Annotated in this window: 17 protein-coding genes; 11 read left to right on the top strand and 6 right to left on the bottom strand. The window is 51.9% G+C overall.

Going from position 1 to position 17,344, the window contains the following annotated elements; genetic code table 11:
- Nucleotides 1-28 precede the first annotated feature (28 nt).
- The 10 genes from mvk to G445_RS11885 all read left to right on the top strand — a co-directional run bounded on the left by mvk (nucleotide 29) and on the right by G445_RS11885 (nucleotide 9,768).
- Nucleotides 29-1,024 (top strand): mevalonate kinase, encoded by a 996-nt coding sequence (gene mvk / locus G445_RS0102855; RefSeq protein ID WP_026420890.1) that lies wholly within the window; start codon nucleotides 29-31, stop codon nucleotides 1,022-1,024.
- Nucleotides 1,021-2,073: a diphosphomevalonate decarboxylase gene (gene mvaD / locus G445_RS09395; protein WP_022866061.1), complete on the top strand. Its 1,053-nt coding sequence runs from the start codon at nucleotides 1,021-1,023 to the stop codon at nucleotides 2,071-2,073. Before mvk ends, mvaD begins: the two co-directional genes overlap by 4 nt.
- Nucleotides 2,063-2,326 (top strand): hypothetical protein, encoded by a 264-nt coding sequence (locus tag G445_RS0102865; protein ID WP_022866062.1) that lies wholly within the window; start codon nucleotides 2,063-2,065, stop codon nucleotides 2,324-2,326. The genes mvaD and G445_RS0102865 overlap by 11 nt, the downstream gene beginning before the upstream one ends.
- A gap of 15 nt (nucleotides 2,327-2,341) precedes the next feature.
- Nucleotides 2,342-3,580: a phosphomevalonate kinase gene (locus G445_RS09400; protein ID WP_022866063.1), complete on the top strand. Its 1,239-nt coding sequence runs from the start codon at nucleotides 2,342-2,344 to the stop codon at nucleotides 3,578-3,580.
- Nucleotides 3,577-4,635, top strand: a complete 1,059-nt coding sequence (gene fni / locus G445_RS09405) for a type 2 isopentenyl-diphosphate Delta-isomerase (RefSeq protein WP_022866064.1) — start codon at nucleotides 3,577-3,579, stop codon at nucleotides 4,633-4,635. Before G445_RS09400 ends, fni begins: the two co-directional genes overlap by 4 nt.
- Before the next feature lie 117 nt (nucleotides 4,636-4,752).
- Entirely contained in the window at nucleotides 4,753-5,922 is a 1,170-nt protein-coding gene (locus G445_RS09410; RefSeq protein WP_022866065.1) for a hydroxymethylglutaryl-CoA reductase, read from the top strand.
- Complete coding sequence (locus G445_RS0102885) at nucleotides 5,922-7,121, top strand: hydroxymethylglutaryl-CoA synthase (RefSeq protein ID WP_022866066.1); 1,200 nt, start codon at nucleotides 5,922-5,924, stop codon at nucleotides 7,119-7,121. The genes G445_RS09410 and G445_RS0102885 overlap by 1 nt, the downstream gene beginning before the upstream one ends.
- Nucleotides 7,122-7,172: 51 nt before the next feature.
- Nucleotides 7,173-7,382, top strand: a complete 210-nt coding sequence (locus tag G445_RS0102890; protein WP_022866067.1) for a hypothetical protein — start codon at nucleotides 7,173-7,175, stop codon at nucleotides 7,380-7,382.
- Nucleotides 7,383-7,414: 32 nt separating this feature from the next.
- A complete protein-coding gene (gene hemQ, locus G445_RS0102895) occupies nucleotides 7,415-8,158 on the top strand; it encodes a hydrogen peroxide-dependent heme synthase (protein WP_084676441.1) in 744 nt (247 codons plus the stop codon).
- Complete coding sequence (locus G445_RS11885; protein WP_022866069.1) at nucleotides 8,155-9,768, top strand: ferrochelatase; 1,614 nt, start codon at nucleotides 8,155-8,157, stop codon at nucleotides 9,766-9,768. The genes hemQ and G445_RS11885 overlap by 4 nt, the downstream gene beginning before the upstream one ends.
- Before the next feature lie 93 nt (nucleotides 9,769-9,861).
- On the opposite strand, the gene orn is transcribed toward G445_RS11885, so the two are convergent.
- From orn to G445_RS0102935, 6 genes are all read right to left on the bottom strand, one after another.
- Nucleotides 9,862-10,566, bottom strand: coding sequence for an oligoribonuclease (orn, locus tag G445_RS09425; RefSeq protein ID WP_051126985.1), 705 nt, complete (start codon nucleotides 10,564-10,566; stop codon nucleotides 9,862-9,864).
- 385 nt (nucleotides 10,567-10,951) lie between these two features.
- Nucleotides 10,952-11,944 (bottom strand): dTDP-glucose 4,6-dehydratase, encoded by a 993-nt coding sequence (gene rfbB / locus G445_RS0102910; protein WP_022866071.1) that lies wholly within the window; start codon nucleotides 11,942-11,944, stop codon nucleotides 10,952-10,954.
- Between the two features lie 260 nt (nucleotides 11,945-12,204).
- A complete protein-coding gene (locus G445_RS0102915; protein WP_022866072.1) occupies nucleotides 12,205-13,461 on the bottom strand; it encodes an ABC transporter ATP-binding protein in 1,257 nt (418 codons plus the stop codon).
- Complete coding sequence (locus G445_RS0102920) at nucleotides 13,462-14,391, bottom strand: ABC transporter permease (RefSeq protein ID WP_022866073.1); 930 nt, start codon at nucleotides 14,389-14,391, stop codon at nucleotides 13,462-13,464.
- A gap of 223 nt (nucleotides 14,392-14,614) precedes the next feature.
- Nucleotides 14,615-15,547, bottom strand: a complete 933-nt coding sequence (locus tag G445_RS0102930; protein WP_022866075.1) for a glycosyltransferase family 2 protein — start codon at nucleotides 15,545-15,547, stop codon at nucleotides 14,615-14,617.
- A gap of 59 nt (nucleotides 15,548-15,606) precedes the next feature.
- The gene (locus G445_RS0102935; protein WP_022866076.1) at nucleotides 15,607-16,224 is read right to left on the bottom strand and encodes a dTDP-4-dehydrorhamnose 3,5-epimerase family protein; all 618 of its coding nucleotides are present in this window, start codon (nucleotides 16,222-16,224) and stop codon (nucleotides 15,607-15,609) included.
- A gap of 146 nt (nucleotides 16,225-16,370) precedes the next feature.
- Here G445_RS0102935 and rfbD point away from each other — a divergent pair, with 146 nt between their 5' ends.
- Nucleotides 16,371-17,240, top strand: coding sequence for a dTDP-4-dehydrorhamnose reductase (gene rfbD / locus G445_RS0102940; RefSeq protein WP_306718278.1), 870 nt, complete (start codon nucleotides 16,371-16,373; stop codon nucleotides 17,238-17,240).
- Nucleotides 17,241-17,344: the final 104 nt, after the last annotated feature.

The raw sequence follows: 17,344 nt of genomic DNA on the forward strand, positions 1-17,344 counted from the left end.
TGTCGTCGTCCATGGAGGAATGTGGGTTTTGAGTACATCGCAACAACTGTCTGTATTTGATACCCATACGGGCATACCTAAATTAAATATTGGTGTGGGGCGCGCCCACGGTAAAGCCATTCTTTTTGGAGAACATGCTGTGGTGTATGGTGCGCCCGCTATTGCTTTCCCGGTTCACGTGCTCCCTGTTTTAGCTAATGCGACGCTCACAATGGGTGAAACCGTCCTGAATTCTGAACTGTATCGTGGCCCGGTTGCTTTGGCTCCTACAAGTTTGAGCCCGATTATTGCGGCAATCGATGCGGCTCTTGATTTTGTTGCCCCCGGAATGGGTGCGCACGTGACGATTTATTCAGATATTCCGTATGCTCGCGGGCTGGGTTCTTCAGCTGCCGTGGCGTCGGCTGTTATTACGGCAGTTGCGCAGGCCGCCGGTGTTCGCCTCGATAAGGAACAGATTTTCCGTTTAACACAGACGGCTGAGCGCGTGGCACACGGAAGGCCGTCGGGCATGGATGCTCACGCGGTTCAAGCAAATGGCGTGATTAAGTTCGTCTTGCCACGAGTTGAATGCGTCTATGTGGGCGAACGTGTCCACATGGTGATTGCCGATACGGGTGTTCCGGGCGCTACACGCAAAGCTGTGATGGGTGTGCGAAACCGTCGTGAAAAAGATTCGACGCGGGTTGATGCGATGATTAAGGAGCTTGGCTCGTTTTCCAACGTGGCAGTGGATCAGTTGGGTATGGGCGATCTTGAAGCTATGGGCGCGAATATGTGGCGTGCTCACGAGATGTTGTGCGATCTTGGCGTGTCCTGCCCGGAGTTGAATCACCTTGTGGGTGTTGCTCGTAGTTGCGGGGCATTAGGCGCGAAACTTACAGGGGGCGGCGTCGGCGGGTGCATTATTGCGCTTGCGACGAGCCGAAAAGAAGCGGAGTTTATGGCGCAGGAATTGAAAAAGTCGGGTGCGCGTAATGCGTGGCCGACATGGGTTGACCCCTCACGAAGGTTGCGTTCATGAAAACTGCGCGTGCATATCCAAATATTGCTCTTATTAAATATTGGGGGAAGGCTGATGAGGAGCTCATGCTTCCCCAGACGGGTTCGCTTTCTCTCACTCTTGATATTCATCCGACGACGACGACGGTTCGCGTTCGCCCCGGTGCTAGTGCGGATCGCCTTTTTTTGAATGGCAGTTTAGCTGGGACGCGTGCAACTGGCCGAATTTCTCGGGTTCTCGATGTTGTGCGTAGCGTCTGTGCGGCAAAAATGAAGGCGGAGTGTGAAAAAGAAACGCCTCAATTACCTTTTCTTGACGTTGTGTCCGTGAATGACGGGCCGACGGGTGCGGGTTTGGCGTCTTCCGCTTCCGGGTTCGCAGCCCTAGTTGTTGCCGCTGTAGCTGAGTACGGGGTGGAGCTTGATACTCGGGAGCTTTCACGTTTGGCTCGGCGCGGTTCGGGTAGCGCAACGAGGAGTGTGTGTAGCGGGGTTGCCGTCTGGCATGAGGGCGATGATTGTACTTCTGTGGCGGAATCAGTTGATGCGCCCGAGATGGCGATGGTGACGGTTGTTCTTGATAATACTCATAAGGATGTGACCTCCCGTGAGGGAATGAGGAGGACGCAGGAAACCTCTCCTTTCCATGAGGCGTGGGTGGCCAGTACGCGCCAGATGCTTCCTCATATGTTGGAGGCTTGCGCAAAGGGCGATTTTGAGCGGATTGGTGAGTTAACAGAGCTGAGTGCTTTACGTATGCACTCTGTGATTATGAGTGCGCAACCACCAATTCTGTATCTTTCTCCCGAAAGTTGGGCTGTGTGGGAGTATGCTTACCAGGCTCGCACTCGCGGTATCCCTGTTTATGCCACCTCGGATGCTGGCGCGAATGTTGTGTTGTTGACGAAGCCCGAGTTTGCCGAAAAGGTCGCCAGAGAGGCGTCGAGGTTTGGAAGTACACAGATTGCTGGACCTGGGCGAGGGGCACATCTGTGCGATACTCATCTTGATATGGATGGCATAATAGCTGAAGCCGTAAAAAATAGCGGGGAGTTACCAGATGGTGTTTGATTTTCTTTCGCGTTTAACAGGTATGGGCAATCCTGTTGCTGCTGTTGCTGAACAAGTCGGTAATATTGTGAATCCTATGGAAGCTGTTGCGGAGCACGTCGGAAATCTTGGCGACAACGCCACTAATTTTGTTGAAGGTATTCCTGGGGTAGATGGGCTGTCGGAAACTTTGGGTGGCTTAACAGAACACGTGAACAATTTGGGCGGTTCGGTAACGGAACAACTTTCGTCGTTCTTTAAATTTGGTGAATAAGGGTGTGAAGGAATCGTGATTCATACCCGAGCGCCGGGCAAACTCTATGTCGCTGGCGAGTATGCTATTGTGCAGCCGGAACGAGTGGCTGTTATCGTCGCCGTTAATAAATTTATTCATGTGAAGCTGACTCTCGCGGACGGGGAGGGGACAATTCGCACACGCGGCGGGCATTTTGCGCCTATTGTGTGGAGGCATGTTGATGGCGTACCGGTTTTTGACGCCGTGCGTGAAGATTATGTAGCAAATGCTATTACGACGATAGAGAAACTCCGTGCAGAACGTTCCTTTGAAGCGCGGCTCTATGATATAGAGATTTCTTCGGAGTTGGTTGAGGACGACGGCAGAAAGTACGGTTTGGGCTCGTCGGCTGCGATTACCGTGGCGATTATTGATGCTGTGGCACAGCTCTATGGGATTGAGTTGAGCCGGTTAGATGTGTATAAGCTGGCAATGATATCCGTGGTTCGGCGCGAGCCGAAGGCAAGTGGCGGGGATATTGCGGCCGCTGTTTTGCGTGGCTGGGTGCTGTATCGGAGTCCGGAACGGGCGAAAATACGGGAGTTTGCCGAACGAAATTCCGTGACGAGCACGCTGCAATCAAGCGTGTGGGATGAGGTGTGCATGGTGCAGCTACCGCCCGCGCGGGCAGATTTCCTCGTGGGGTGGACGGGCACCCCAGCCTCCACAGAATATGCAGTAAGTAAGGTGACGAGCCGATCCCGAACCCGCGCGGGCGTGGCCTCCCAAGCCGTCACCGAACTCTTCAAATCTTCCGATGCAATGGTGAAATCTCTGGTGGGGCATCTGCGCGCAGGCGAAAGCATTGCGCACGATATTCGTCAGGCGCGTTCAATCCTCAACGCCTTGGAGCGAGAAACGGGCGTTGTGATTGAAACCCCGCTCCTTAAGCACCTTGCCGATTGTGCCGAAAATTGTGGGGGAGTCGGGAAATCCTCTGGCGCAGGTGGCGGAGATTGTGGGATTGCTTTTATGCCCGAAGGTAGTGATCACGCTGAGCTTTTGAACCAGTGGCGTAGCGCCGGAATCGAGCCTTTACCTCTTCGTGTCACCCCGCCTGCCGAGCCCCACGCCGGGGCTTCCGCCACCTCTTGCGTGAAGGTTTCCGCCAAGGTTTCCGCAGAGAACCGCGCCGAATCTTCCTCCAACTCTTATATCGATTCCCACCCCTTACCGCGAGGGACTTCGCCCGGCGCCAACGAAACTCATACCACGAAGGAGGAATCCGAGTGAGTACTTTTTCCCACCAGCCCCTTCATTCTTCGCGTAAAGACGATCACGTCGCCCATGCCCTTGCGCAAGAAGAACAGCGCAACGACTGGGATAATGTTGAATTTGTCCATCACGCCCTGGGTGCTTGCGACGTCGCCAGCGTCGATATTTCCACGGAATTTGCTGGAGCCCGTTGGGCCACGCCATTCTACATTAACGCCATGACGGGCGGAAGCCATGCCACCGGCGAACTTAACCGCCGACTGGCTGTGGCCGCGCGTGAATATCACGTGCCTATGGCGTCGGGGTCTACCAGTGTTGCCCTTGATTATCCGGAGCTTGCCCACACCTTCACGGTGATTCGCGAGGAAAACCCGGATGGTTTTATTTTCGCCAATATTGGCGTAAATCGAAGCGTGGACGATGCCAAACGCGCCGTGGATCTTCTTCAAGCAAACGCCCTCCAAGTTCACGTGAATGCCGTTCAGGAACTCATTATGCCCGAGGGCGACCGCGAATTTTCCCACTGGCTCGCCACTATTGAAAGGATCCGGAAGGGCGTTGAGGTTCCCGTAGTCGTCAAAGAGGTCGGGTTTGGGTTGTCTGTGCGCACTCTTCGCCAGCTCGCCTCCGCCGGTGTTGAGTTTGCGGACGTGTCCGGCCGCGGGGGCATTAATTTTGCCACGATTGAAAATGAACGACGACGGCTAAAGGACTTCGCATACATGGCCGGTTTTGGACAAAGCGCCGCGATGTGCCTTCTTGCCACCGGACTGCGTTCCTTGAAACCGGGTGCCACCGAATTCATCCACCCTGCACTGCCAACGCTTGCGGCGAGCGGGGGAGTTCGCACGCCACTAGATCTGATGCGAGGGCTTGCGTTGGGCGCCAAAGCTGTGGGCGTTGCGGGACATTTTTTGCGTAGGGCGCAGATTGGCGAGGAGGCCGTCGTCGAAACACTGGGAATGTGGGCCGAGCACTCGCGTTCTCTCATGGCACTTCTCGGGGCTCGTCGAGTTTCGGATCTTGCGAACGCAGATGTAACCTTGCACGGAGATCTCGTTCGCTTCGCGTAGGGTGCTTTGCGCGTTACACGTGACGCACACCGCGTCGAGCCTGTGAAATTTCGCGGCAAGCTCACAAATATGTGAAGGAAGAAAGTAATTCAGGCGCGCAGTTAGTACGCTATATATGTGCAAGATTCACGAGTAATCCCAGATTCAGTTACGCCCATCCCCACAAAATGGGTTGGCCCCATCCGCCTTAGCGGTGACATCACAGGCGAAGCCGAGGTGCCCCTCGCAACCTACGAAAGCCCGCTGTGGCCCTCATGTAACCGTGGCGCCGATGTTTCGCGCATGGTCGATGGCGGCATCCACATCACCGTCGTTGATGAGCGCATGACCCGCTCCATCCTTTTTATTGCGCCGGATGCCCACACCGCAAGCCAGGCATGTCTCGATATTCTCGACCGCTTCCCGCAGTGGGAAAACGTTGTTTCCGGGCAGTCTCGTTTCGCACAACTTCTTGCACTTCACCCGGAAATCGTCGGAAATCTTCTCTATATCCGTTGCGAATACGCAACCGGGGATGCTTCCGGACACAACATGGCAACCCAGGCATCCGAAGCGTTGATGCAGGCAATCTCGGCGGCGCACCCCGAACTCGAATACGGCTCCATTTCCGGAAATTACTGTATTGATAAGAAACCGTCCGCGGTGAACGGCATATTAGGGCGTGGCCGGCGCGTCATTGCCGATATTTTTATTCCCGACGAGGTTCTTGCTAAGCGTCTGCGCACAAACGCGGATGCGATGGCAGAGCTAAATTATCGGAAGAACTGGGTGGGATCCACGCTTGCGGGGGCGCTGAGAAGCGCTAACGCACATTATGCTAATATGCTCCTCGCTGTCTATCTTGCTTGCGGACAGGACGGTGCAAATATTGTGGAAGGTTCACAAGGCTTCACACATGTTGAGAAGCGCGACGGAGGACTCTATTTTTCTGTCACGTTACCGCATCTGATTGTGGGGACGGTGGGGAACGGCAAGGATTTGCCGAATATTGACGAGACGATGGAGCGCATGGGCTTGCGTGAAAACGTGGAACCGGGCGTGAATTCGCGCAGGCTTGCGGGTTTGATTGCCGCGGTTGTGTTATGCGGGGAGCTTTCTTTAATGGCGGCGCAAACCAATCCGGGTGAACTCATGCACACGCACCGAAAATTCGAGCGTGGTAAAAATAAGGCGCAGGTATCGCCCAAGCAAACATATTCTCAAACTGCCACGCCCGCATCGTCTGTGGAGGCTTGCCCAATTCACGGCGTCGAAGTCCGCAGCCGCCCAGAAAGCGAGGCGAAATAATGGTTTCTGTTGGAATTGACGCATTAGCGCTTGCTACAACGCATGTTCAGGTGCCGCTTTCCGCACTCGCGGACGCACTGGATGTTCCCGTCGGAAAATACCATAAGGGACTCGGGCAGGAACGTATGAGTATTCCCGCTCTCGACGAAGATGCCATCACCATGGGAGCCGAAGCTGCCACAAAACTCCTTGCGCATACGGGAACGGATGGTATCCGCACACTTTTGTACGCCTCAGAATCCGGCGTGGACCAATCCAAAGCGGGTGGCGTGTTCATTCATGGAATTCTTGGACTGCCTCGCCATATCCGCACCGTCGAACTAAAAGAAGCGTGCTATGGTGGCACCGCGGCATTACAAACTGCGTTAGCTTTCGTCGCACGTAATCCGGAAGAAAAAGCGCTTGTTATTGCCTCCGATATTGCAAGATATACGACGGACGAGTCCGGGGAACCAACTCAGGGCGCGGGTGCGGTGGCGATGCTCGTGAGCGCAAACCCGCGACTCGTGGAAATTGAGCCGGTCAGCGGGGTCTACACCCTGGACATTAACGATTTTTGGCGCCCCAACGATTCCAGCACTCCTTACGTTCACGGGCACGTTTCCATGGATGCTTACATGGATGCGTTTACGGGGGCGTGGGATGATTATCGCGCGTATGGGGGCAGAGATATTGGCGAGTTTGCGCGCTTTGTCCATCATCAGCCCTTTGGCAAAATGGCGCGTAAGGCACACGCCCGGCTCATGGAGTACACGGGGGTTCATCGGCAAGCCACTAACGACACCGTGAACACGGACGATTCCGTTATCGAAGCCGGGCTCATTTACGGCAGCCATATTGGAAATTCCTATACGGCGGCTCTCTATATTGGTTTGGCCTCCCTTCTCGGCAACGATTCCGAAGATTTAACGCACAAAAAAATCGGGATGTTTAGTTACGGCAGTGGGGCGGTGAGCGAATTCTTCTGCGCCGTGCCGCAGCCTGGCTATCGGGAGGTGTTGGCTCAAACGGGGGCGGATGCGCGAAGCGTCATGGACATGCTGGATGCGCGCACCGAGGTCGATTTCCGCACCTATCGCGTGATGCACGCAGCGTTGCGAACAGACAGTGAAGATTTTGAAACCCCGAGCCAAACCACCGGCCCTTACCGTTGGGCTGGCGTTCAAGGAAAAATCCGCCGGTATTCTGCCACTTCCTAAGCGTGCCACCTACCGTTGGTCTGGTGTGCGAGGAAAAATTTGCCCACTCACATGCCCCCACCACCTTCCCTACTTACCGTTGGGCTGGTGTGCAAAGAAAATCCGCCACTATACGACGAACGGGGGCGCGTAGAAGTGTGCGAACCGAATGTACGTAGAAATGCGCGGACGGACTGTGCGCAGGGCGTCGTCGACCTTCATATTCACAAGAAAACGCAAGCAATAATTGACGTTTTTATCGACACACGCTCGCAAAATTAGGGACCTAATTCCTTTTTAGATAGGATATGCGTATGGCTGAACAAAATGTGACTAATGACCATCCGGAGAAAAATCCAAGCTGGACGGCACACGACCAGAAACGTGACGCAAAGGCGCAATACGCGCTCTATTCAATTTTTAAACGCCCCCTGGGCGGAACCGACATTGATAATCCGGAAGAAGCAGTGAAGCTCTTCGAGGATGTCGTTGAAAGCTACAAGAGCCGCGTGACGGTGCGTGGCGTGTATGACGTATCCAACTTCCGAGCTGGTGCAGATCTGCTCGTGTGGGTACACGGACCGAATTTGCAAGATATCCAGGCTCTTATGCGTGATATTCGTAAGACTCCTCTGTTCGCTGGGCTGGAACCCATCTGGCAGGTTGGTGGCGTTCACGTTATTGCGGAATTCAACAGGATGCACGCGCCGGCGTTCCAGGAAGGACACGCCCCCAGGAAGTGGATTACGATTTATCCCTTCGTGCGCAAGGCGGACTGGTACCTCATGGATAATCGTGAGCGCGCCCTTATGTTACGTGAACACGGGTCTGAGGCCTCAAAGTTCACGAATGTTCTTGCCAACACGGTTGCTGCGTTCGCTATGAGCGACTACGAGTGGATGCTTGCCTTCGAGAGCGATGATCCGACGGAACTTGTCGAACTTATGCGAACTATGCGCTACACCAAGGCGCGCATGTACATGAAGAATGAGCTTCCCTTCCACTTTGGGCGACGCATCGAATACGGGGAGCTTCCGGTCGTTCTTCGATACCTATGAGCCTATTAACACCCAAAAATTCGCGGCAGGTGTGTGAATCAGACGCGACGTCTGCACACGCCTGCATAAGCGAAAAAACAGAGAGTATTTGTGAACATTCTCGAGCCCAAGCGGAAGAGATTGCGGCGCGTAAGGCGCCCTCAGCGCCTGCCAATAGTGCAGAACTACACCCTGGCGAATACGTGTATGGTGCCTGCGAAACTGTTGGGCGTTCTGTTCGAGCGGGAAATCTGTGGGTTGAGGAACCGGTTGCTTACGACGCCGTGATTCTTGCCAGCTTTGGCGGGCCGGACGGGCAGGCAGATGTTGTGCCCTTCCTGCGCAATGTGACGGCAGGGCGCGGGATTCCCGATGAACGCCTGGAGGAAGTAGCGGTTCACTATCGACTCAACGGCGGAGTTTCCCCGATTAACGAACAAAATATGCGTTTGCGGGAGGCTCTGGAGGAAGAACTGAACAGCCGTGGCTTCACTATCCCTGTCTATTTGGGGAATCGTAACTGGGCGCCATATACGCATGAAGCTGTTGAAGAAGCATATCGGGCGGGACATCGCACTTTACTTGCGGTAACGACCTCAGCATATTCGGGCTATTCGTCGTGCCGCCAATACCGGGAGGATTTCGCGAACGCCCTGGAGCATACTGGGTTGCGCGGCGCGGTCACCGTCGATAAAATTCGAGAATATTTCAACCACCCCGGTTTTTTGACACCCTTTATTGAGGATCTTACGCAGGCGTATGTGCGGTTGCTTGAAGAAGGACATGCGCCGAAAAATATTGAGGTTTTATTTACGACGCACTCGATTCCATGCGCCGATAATGCGCGGTCTGGGCCTAATATGCGTGAGGTTTTGGCTGGTTCTGTTTCAAAAAACACAGTTGCCGGTATCGACTCTATTTCAGAAAGTGTAGTTGCCGGTATAGACTCTGTTTCAGAATGTGCAGCTTCAACTCATGGCACCATACCGGAACACGTACCCTCAGATGTAGGTTCCGAACCAGAATACACAACAACCTCCGTCGTCCATCACAATGCGGGATCCAAAGATTGCGTTGATTCAATTCATTCTTGTACGACGACGATTGAGGACGTTGTTGCCGCTTGCCAGGAATATGGACTCTATGTCCAACAGCATCGCGAAGCCATCGATGCCGTGCGTGGCGAAGTGGAAAATCGTGTTGGGCAGAGGCTCAATTATCGTTTGGTTTACCAGTCGCGTAGTGGCCCTCCGCATGTTCCGTGGTTGGAACCGGATATTAACGATGTGATTGAAGAATTGCCGGGTCAGGGACGTACCGCTGTTGTGGTTGTTCCCATCGGTTTTGTATCCGATCACATGGAAGTCCTGTGGGATTTGGATAATGAGGCGCGAGCGACGGCCGCGAAATGCGGTCTGGCTTTTATACGCACCGCCACCCCGGAGTTAAATCCAATGTTCATTCGAGGACTTGCCGATTTGGTGGAGGAGCGATTGAAGGGCACACCGCGGGCTCAGCGCCCAGCGTTAACACCTCTAGGCCCAGCGCCCGATATTTGTCCGGCGGGTTCGTGTAGGCATTCAAGGCGCCCTGAAGCGCCGGCAATTGCGGGAATTCCTTCAGAAATATAGGCGCTGTTTCGCGCTATTCCGTGCTGTTTCGCGCTATTCCGTGCTGTTTCGCGCTATTCCGTGCTGTTTCGCGCTATTCCGTGCTGTTTCGCGCTATTCCGCGCTATCTGCTGATGCTGGTGTTGTTGGCGAATCCGCGGACACCAGTTTCGCCGTCTTGCCTTCGACTGTATGCGCAATTTTTTCCGATTCGGAAACGTTGGGGCCGTCGTCGTGCGGGAAAAGAACCTCACGATAGTAACGCAACTCGTCAATGGAATCGTAAATATCGCCGAGGGCGCGGTGGTTTCCGAATTTTTTGGGGCTGGCAAAATACACGCGCGGATACCAACGCTTCGTGAGCTCTTTGAGGGAGGAGACGTCGATAATACGATAGTGGAGGAATTCGATGAGCTTCGGCATGTATTTTTCGAGGAACATCTTATCGGTGCCAACGGAATTGCCACCGAGGGGTGCCTTGCCTGCGGGGATGCGCGCTGAAAGATAGTCGAGAACCTGCTGCTCCGCCTCCCCGAGAGCCACGCCCTGCACCCATTCGTTAATGAGCCCCGAGTTCGTGTGCATATCGCGAACGAAGTCACCCATACTGTTTTCAGCCGCTTCGCTGGGGCGAATAACAATATCAATACCTTCATCCACGGGGTTTAAATCACCATCAGTGACGACGACGGAAATTTCAACAAGTTCATCAATCGATAGGTCCAAGCCGGTCATTTCACAGTCGATCCAGACAATGGGATCTTTAACTTCTTCTTTCTTCACGTCCTCAATTTTAGCCCTTTGGGTGGGGTTGTGCATGTCCCGGGCAAAAGCGCGAGTTGTGAGAGAACTGAGTGTTAAACATACGTGTGGGCGCGTCCGAGCAGGTAGCCGAGAGGGCGTATTCCTCGAGAGCATGACAGATTGTGTGCTGGCACGTTCCTACGGACGCGAAAAGCAACCCAGATAACGTGAGGACGGCAGATACTTGTGGGCGCGTCCACAGTTGCAAACGCGCCCACAGCTCTGAATTATTAATTTCACGAATACCTCAAGGTGAAGAACCACTGCGTCGGTTGCGAACACGGATTTTTGGCGTCCGCCTTTGCAAGTCTGGGTTTGTAGTGTCTGAGCTAGCAAACCTGGATTTTAGGGTTAGCCCTTTGCGCAACCCGGTTTTTCTCCGCCTTTGCGAACCTGGTTTTTAGTGTCCGGCCTTCTTGTATTTTGCCTCAACGGCTTCCTTTGATGGACGCCACCAGGCTTCATTGTTCTTGTACCATTCAACGGTTTGGTGCAGGCCTTCGCGGAAGTTCGTGAATTCTGGTGTCCATCCGGTTTCTTCAACGAGTTTGGAGTTATCTATGGCGTAACGCTGATCGTGTCCTGCGCGGTCTGCTACGTGGTCGAAATCGTCGGCTTCGCGCCCGAATTCTTCGTTAATCATCTGGATAACCTGAAGGTTATTGAGTTCGCCGTTAGCGCCAATGAGATAAACTTCGCCAACACGTCCCTTGTTAATAATGTCCCATACGGCGGTGTTGTGATCAATCACGTGGATCCAATCACGAACCTGTTCGCCTGTTCCGTAGACGCGGGGGCGAATGCCGTCCATGAGGTTGGTGACGGTGCGCGGAATGAGTTTTTCAACGTGTTGGTAGGGGCCGTAGTTGTTGGAGCAGTTGGAGATGGTGGCTTCGATCTTGAAGCTACGTACCCAGGCGTGGACAAGGAGATCCGAGGCCGCCTTGGATGCCGAGTAGGGGGAGGAGCCGATGTAAGGGTCTCCGGGGAGGAATTTTCGGGGTTCGTCGATGGCAAGATCGCCATAAACTTCATCGGTAGAAATGTGGTGGAGCCGCACCTTGTGGCGACGGCATGCTTCGAGGATGGTGTAGGTTCCAATAATGTTGGAATCAATGAAAGGACGCGGGTTTGTTAAGGAATTATCGTTGTGAGATTCAGCCGCGAAGTTCACAACGATATCGGAATCTTTGACCAGAGGGTCGACGATGTCCATATCCGCAATATCGCCGACGACGAGTTCCGTATTCGGCACGCCCTTGATGGAATCCGGGTTGGCCGCATATGTCATTTTGTCAAGGATTGTAATCTTGGCATCGGGGTACATTTTTGCGGTTTGGTGAACAAAATTAGCGCCAATAAAGCCGGCTCCACCGGTGACAAGAACGCGCATGGTTTTCCTTTCCTAGAAAAAATACACATCGGCATCATATGAACGTGCCGTTAACAGTCCCATCCTACCGGGTTTCTATGCTAAGAGAAGTAAAACTCGCTCGGAGCTTGGAAAGCTCTTTCTTTGCGTGGGTACATTTTGATATGGATTATGTGTGTGTGTAAAAGGTTTGCTAAAGTTATCCGGCAAAATAAAGGTTGCCTCAACGCTCAACCATTGAGGCAACCTTAGATGTGATATTTTAGGATAAAAACGAAATACTAAGATTGTGGTTTTACGTCAACAACATCTTGGTCGATATCTTTAGAGGTCACGTGGATTGTTGGGAATGTTTTGACGTATCCTTTCGTCATGGCGTCGCTGTGAACGGTAAAGAGCGAGGTCCGGTAGCTACTTGCTTGGGGGACTCCGTAGGAGTCTAGAATTTTCACATTGAAAACGTATTTCCCATCCCCAATATAGAAGGTGGGAAGGTGGAAGGTAATAGCAGTTTCACCGTTTATCGTCGGCATAGCGTAGCGACGCCAACGGGTATCTATCCCAAAAACGAGTGTTTCTTCAAGGTCTTCAATATCTATGATGACGTCGTAGTTGCTGAAGGGTTGTTGTGCTGTAATGTTGACACGCACATCAAGATCCTTGCCTGAGGAATGATACTTTTCTCCGTTGTAGTAGTCCTTAAGTGGTGAAACTATCGTCACGTCGTTAATTTTTACTATGCTGTCTTCGCTATTTTCGGTTGTTTCAAGGGAGGATTGTAATTCATCAGCGTAAGTTTTATGCAAAACAGCCATTGCTTCCTTTGCGGGACCTTCTGCAATCACTTTCCCGTGTTGTAGGACGACGGCGCGATCGCACACCTCCATAATTTGTTCCGCAGAATGTGAAACAAGGATAATGGAGCGGCCTTCTTCCTGGAATTGTTTAATTTTATTCATGCATTTGCGTTGGAACGGCTCATCGCCCACTGCAAGAACTTCATCAACCAGGAGAATATCCGGATTTGAATGAACGGCGACGGCAAAGGCTAAACGCACATACATTCCGGAGGAATAGAACTTAACTTGAGTTCCAATGAAATCACGAATTCCGGAAAATTCAATAATGGACTCTAGTTGTTCATCAATTTCTTCGTTTGTTAGACCGAGAATAGAGGCATTAAGGTAAATGTTTTCCAGCCCCGTAAGGTCGGGGTGGAAGCCTGCACCAAGCTCAAGAAGTGCAGCTACACGTCCGCGAACAAAAACTTCCCCGGAATCTGGGGTAAGAATCCCGCCAATATGTTTTAACAATGTTGATTTTCCAGAACCATTTGGCCCTGCTAGTCCAAGAGATTCACCGGCTCGTAATTCAAGGTTGACATGATCGAGAGCAGTGAATTTTTTCTCGTGGGCTTTAGTTCTGCCAAAATTGACGATACGTTCTTTGAGAGATTTCGCTTTTTTCATCGTAAATTTTTTGACAATATCGCGAGCTTCGATGACGTTGGCAGTATCGGGACGTGTATATTCTGGCATTTAAAGCTCCTGAGCAAAGTTTTTCTGCTTGCGCGCAAAGTATCGTTGAGCAACGAAAATAAGGACAATTCCAATTGCCAACACAATACCTATATGTGTAAGGAGTTTCGGAGGGTACACTGCCTGTGTTAACGTACCTGCTTTCCACACTCCTGCCTGCATTCCCATGACTGCAAGGCTGAGAGGATTCCAGGAAAATACTGTAGCTACCCATGCAGGAGCCATACTGATAACCATGGAGAAGGAATAGAGAATGGGGCACAGCCACATGCCCACAAGGAGTGCAACTTCAACAAGATATTGAACATCACGTAAATACACGTTCACGGCAGATAGCCACAGGGCGCAGGCAACCCCATAAACAAGGGCAACAAGGATACTTGCCGGGATATATATCATGAACGGAACAATATCAATTCCTCGAATAAAATAGGCCCCGAACACCAGAATAACCATTTGTGCAACAAAATTAATGACCGAGGCACCAGTTGCTGCGAGAGGGAATATTTCACGGGGCAAATAGACTTTTTTAATAACCCCGGCATTGGCAATAATTGATGTGGTTCCCGAGGCAACAATTTCACTAAAAAGCTGCCAGAGCGTAAGCCCAGCAAAAATATAGACTGCAAAATCAGGGATTCCTCGTTCTGCGCCCAGAATTTTACCAATTGCAAAATAGTAGATAAAAAGCTGAATGAGTGGACGGATTAATGTCCATAGGAAGCCAAGAACTGAATCTTTGTAGCGTGCTTTAAGCTCGCGTTTCACAAGAAGCCACCACAGATTTCGATATTCCCAAATCGCTACCCAGGATGCGCGTGTGCCACGAATCCTTCCCTGTGTGGGTGCTACTGGACGCAAATCTTCGTGTGATAAACGATCGAAACGCTCATACGCGAGTGCGTTGTAAGTCCGCGTATTATCAGTCAAAGCAAACCTTTCGATAAATCAATATCTGTAACGATACTACGTGAAATAATCAAGTTTTCGTGTATGAACACCGGATGGAGTGAGATATTCCTCTGGATTATATCTGCATTCGGATGGTGTTTTATGGAGTTCATGTACGCGCCACCTCATATGCGATTGATTATCTGTTGCCAGGTGTTTGCCGGGGTACTACCATGCCTTACCTAGGGATGTTTACGCGAAGTTACGTATCTTTCCCGATTTTCCCCAATCTGTGCCGGTAACCATCCTTAAGTGCGTGCCACATCATTTTTCGACGATCCGGTAGCCTATCAGCAAGTAGTCCATTGAAAGCCATATATTTCATTGCCCACCATGTGTAGCGGATCCGCCATTTGGGAGGCATTAGCCCGGAACGTACCATGTGGAGGGTGTTACGCAAGATATAGTAGTTACGGATTGGGGAATGAACGTGGACGGGTTGGGCGCGCCCGGGTAGTTGGACCACTTCATCGCCAAGCGAATGCTCGAGGTGCTTTGATGGAACGGCGATGAGGCGCCAGCCGGCTTTGAGTGCACGCAAGCCCCACTCCAAATCAACGTGGTCAATAAACATGGATTGGTTCATAAGCCCAATATCGTCGAGCGCTTCCATTTTGAGCAGGCACCCGGAGGCAATGAGGAAGGGAACATCTAGAGTCGGTTGCGCGAGTTCCTCAGGGCGAGCGCGTTTCGGCGACCACTTACGAGCCACATACACGAGCTGATCGGCTCCCTCGCGGTTCTCGGAAGGAAGTGGCCCAGCCCCAGCAATGAGTGGATCGCTATTGGCGGCCTCGATAAGTCCGGAAACCATTGTTGGGGAAGCAATCGAATCGTGGTCCGAAATAAGAACATAGCGCGCGCCTAACTCTTTAGCACGCCTAATCCCAATATTTTGCGCGGCAGCAATGCCGTAATTGTCCCCAAGCCCGATGAACTCACCGCCTAGCGATTCAACCTTGCTACGCAAAAGCGCACAATTTTCCTCGTCGCTACCATTATCAACAACAAGGATTTTCGCAACCTGTGGAGCAAGAGCCTCAAGTTGGCGTGCGCAATCCGTTCCCGGTTTATAGGTAATAAACACGGCAATACAAGCGTTGCTATCACCTTGCGGAAAGGCGCTGTCAGCCATCACTTCTCCTTAAAAATCACGACGACGGCTACAGTGTGCCGTCGTCGAAAAACCAACGTCTACTTGTCCAACGTGGCGATGAACTCTTGGACGTCCTCATATGAGGGGAGGAGGCCCGCCTTCTTCGCCTTGCACAAGCCAAGCGCCTCGGTATCCTTGGGGGAGAGGAGGAGTTCGAGCTTATTGCCGTTACGATCAGTTTCCGGGAATTCCAAGCCCACGCACTTGCACAGCGGATTCACGCCGTGTTCGCGCCCGGGAGCATATTCCGCACTGCACATATACAGAACGGTTGAATCATCTTCAAGGGCGACGAAACAGTGCCCGAGCCCTTCAGAAATGTAAATCGCCTTGCGTGAAACATCATCGAGAAGAACACTATCCCACTGTCCAAAAGTTGGGGAACCAACGCGGATATCGATAACGAAATCGAGAACGGCGCCACGCGGGCACACAACATATTTTGCCTGGCTGGGCGGAACATCCGCGAAATGAATACCACGAACCGTCCCCGCTTTAGAGACGGAAATATTTGCCTGACGAAGGTCAATCTTGTGGCCAACAGCTTTTTCAAACTCGCTGGATTTGTAGGCTTCAAGGAATATGCCACGTTCATCGGGGAAATGCTTTGTTGTGACTTCCCAAGCACCTTTAATCTTCAATTCGCGAATTTCCATGGAAAACCTTCTCTTTTATTCAATGGGTAAAGACTGTATTTCCAATTGTAGCGTGTCTGTCAGGGGCATATTGTGATGTAGGCGGTAAAGAAAGTTGAGAATTAAACGAGTACTCTTAGTATTTCTAGTGTGATAAATAGGATTGCGTGACGAGTGGAGGAATTATGCGGTGGGTTGTTACGGGTGCTCACGGTATGCTCGGAACAGATTTGGTGAAAATGCTTATCGAACGTGACCAAGATGTTCTTGCCGTCGATAAAGATGAACTGGATATTACCGATCCTCAGGCTGTTTCACAGCTTATTAAAGACACCGATGTTGTTGTTAACGTGGCGGCGTTCACGGCTATTGACGAAGCCGAACAAGACGAAGCCGAGGCGTTTAGTATTAATGCAACCGGACCGCAAATTCTTGCTCGCCGTTGTAAGGAACTTGGCGTGAAATTCGTTCAGGTGTCCAACGATTACGTGTTCTCCGGAGATGCTATAAGCCCGTATTCAGAAGATGTCATTATGCAACCCACGGGAGCCTACGGACGAACCAAGGCCGCCGGCGAATGGGCGGTTCGTAGCGAAACAGACAACTATTACATTATTCGAAGCGCTTGGTTGTACGGCGCTAAGGGTTCGAGCTTCCCCAAGAAAATACAGCAGCGCCTTTCTGAAGGCGAAACATTGAAAGTTGTGACCGACGAAGTTGGACAGCCTACATGGACGGTTGATCTTGCAGACCTCATTATCCGCATGGTTGAAGCAGATATTCCTTCTGGCACCTACCACGGAACAGCGCAGGGGCGCACTAATTGGTGGAGTTTTGCGCGTGAAATCGTGGGCTATTTAGGGGCAGACCCTGAAAGCGTTGAAGAGGCAACCTCTGCTTCATTTAATCGCGCGGCGCCTCGCCCACACTTCTCCGTGCTAGGCCATGATGCTCTACATCGTGAAGGTGTCAAGCCAATCGGCAACTGGAAAGAGCGTTGGGAAGTTGCTGCGCCTGTTGTTTTAGGTGGAAAATAGTTAGTTTATTTGACGAGTGGGATAGGACTCCTTGAGTTGTGTCATATAGAGATTTTCCGCGTGCCATGTTAATTTAATTTAGTTAAAGATTTGGTTGTCTATCA

Source organism: Actinotignum urinale DSM 15805 (assembly GCF_000420445.1).
GTDB classification, from domain to species: domain Bacteria; phylum Actinomycetota; class Actinomycetes; order Actinomycetales; family Actinomycetaceae; genus Actinotignum; species Actinotignum urinale.

Excerpts from the sequence above, each read along its gene's own strand:
- G445_RS11885 (WP_022866069.1), top strand. The coding sequence starts at position 8,155 with ATGAGCCTATTAACACCCAAAAATTCGCGGCAGGTGTGTGAATCAGAC.
- G445_RS0102885 (WP_022866066.1), top strand. The coding sequence starts at position 5,922 with ATGGTTTCTGTTGGAATTGACGCATTAGCGCTTGCTACAACGCATGTT.
- G445_RS0102865 (WP_022866062.1), top strand. The coding sequence starts at position 2,063 with ATGGTGTTTGATTTTCTTTCGCGTTTAACAGGTATGGGCAATCCTGTT.
- G445_RS0102935 (WP_022866076.1), bottom strand. The coding sequence starts at position 16,224 with ATGGAAATTCGCGAATTGAAGATTAAAGGTGCTTGGGAAGTCACAACA.
- G445_RS0102930 (WP_022866075.1), bottom strand. The coding sequence starts at position 15,547 with ATGGCTGACAGCGCCTTTCCGCAAGGTGATAGCAACGCTTGTATTGCC.
- G445_RS0102915 (WP_022866072.1), bottom strand. The coding sequence starts at position 13,461 with ATGCCAGAATATACACGTCCCGATACTGCCAACGTCATCGAAGCTCGC.
- hemQ (WP_084676441.1), top strand. The coding sequence starts at position 7,415 with ATGGCTGAACAAAATGTGACTAATGACCATCCGGAGAAAAATCCAAGC.
- rfbB (WP_022866071.1), bottom strand. The coding sequence starts at position 11,944 with ATGCGCGTTCTTGTCACCGGTGGAGCCGGCTTTATTGGCGCTAATTTT.
- G445_RS0102890 (WP_022866067.1), top strand. The coding sequence starts at position 7,173 with ATGCCCCCACCACCTTCCCTACTTACCGTTGGGCTGGTGTGCAAAGAA.
- mvaD (WP_022866061.1), top strand. The coding sequence starts at position 1,021 with ATGAAAACTGCGCGTGCATATCCAAATATTGCTCTTATTAAATATTGG.
- orn (WP_051126985.1), bottom strand. The coding sequence starts at position 10,566 with ATGCACAACCCCACCCAAAGGGCTAAAATTGAGGACGTGAAGAAAGAA.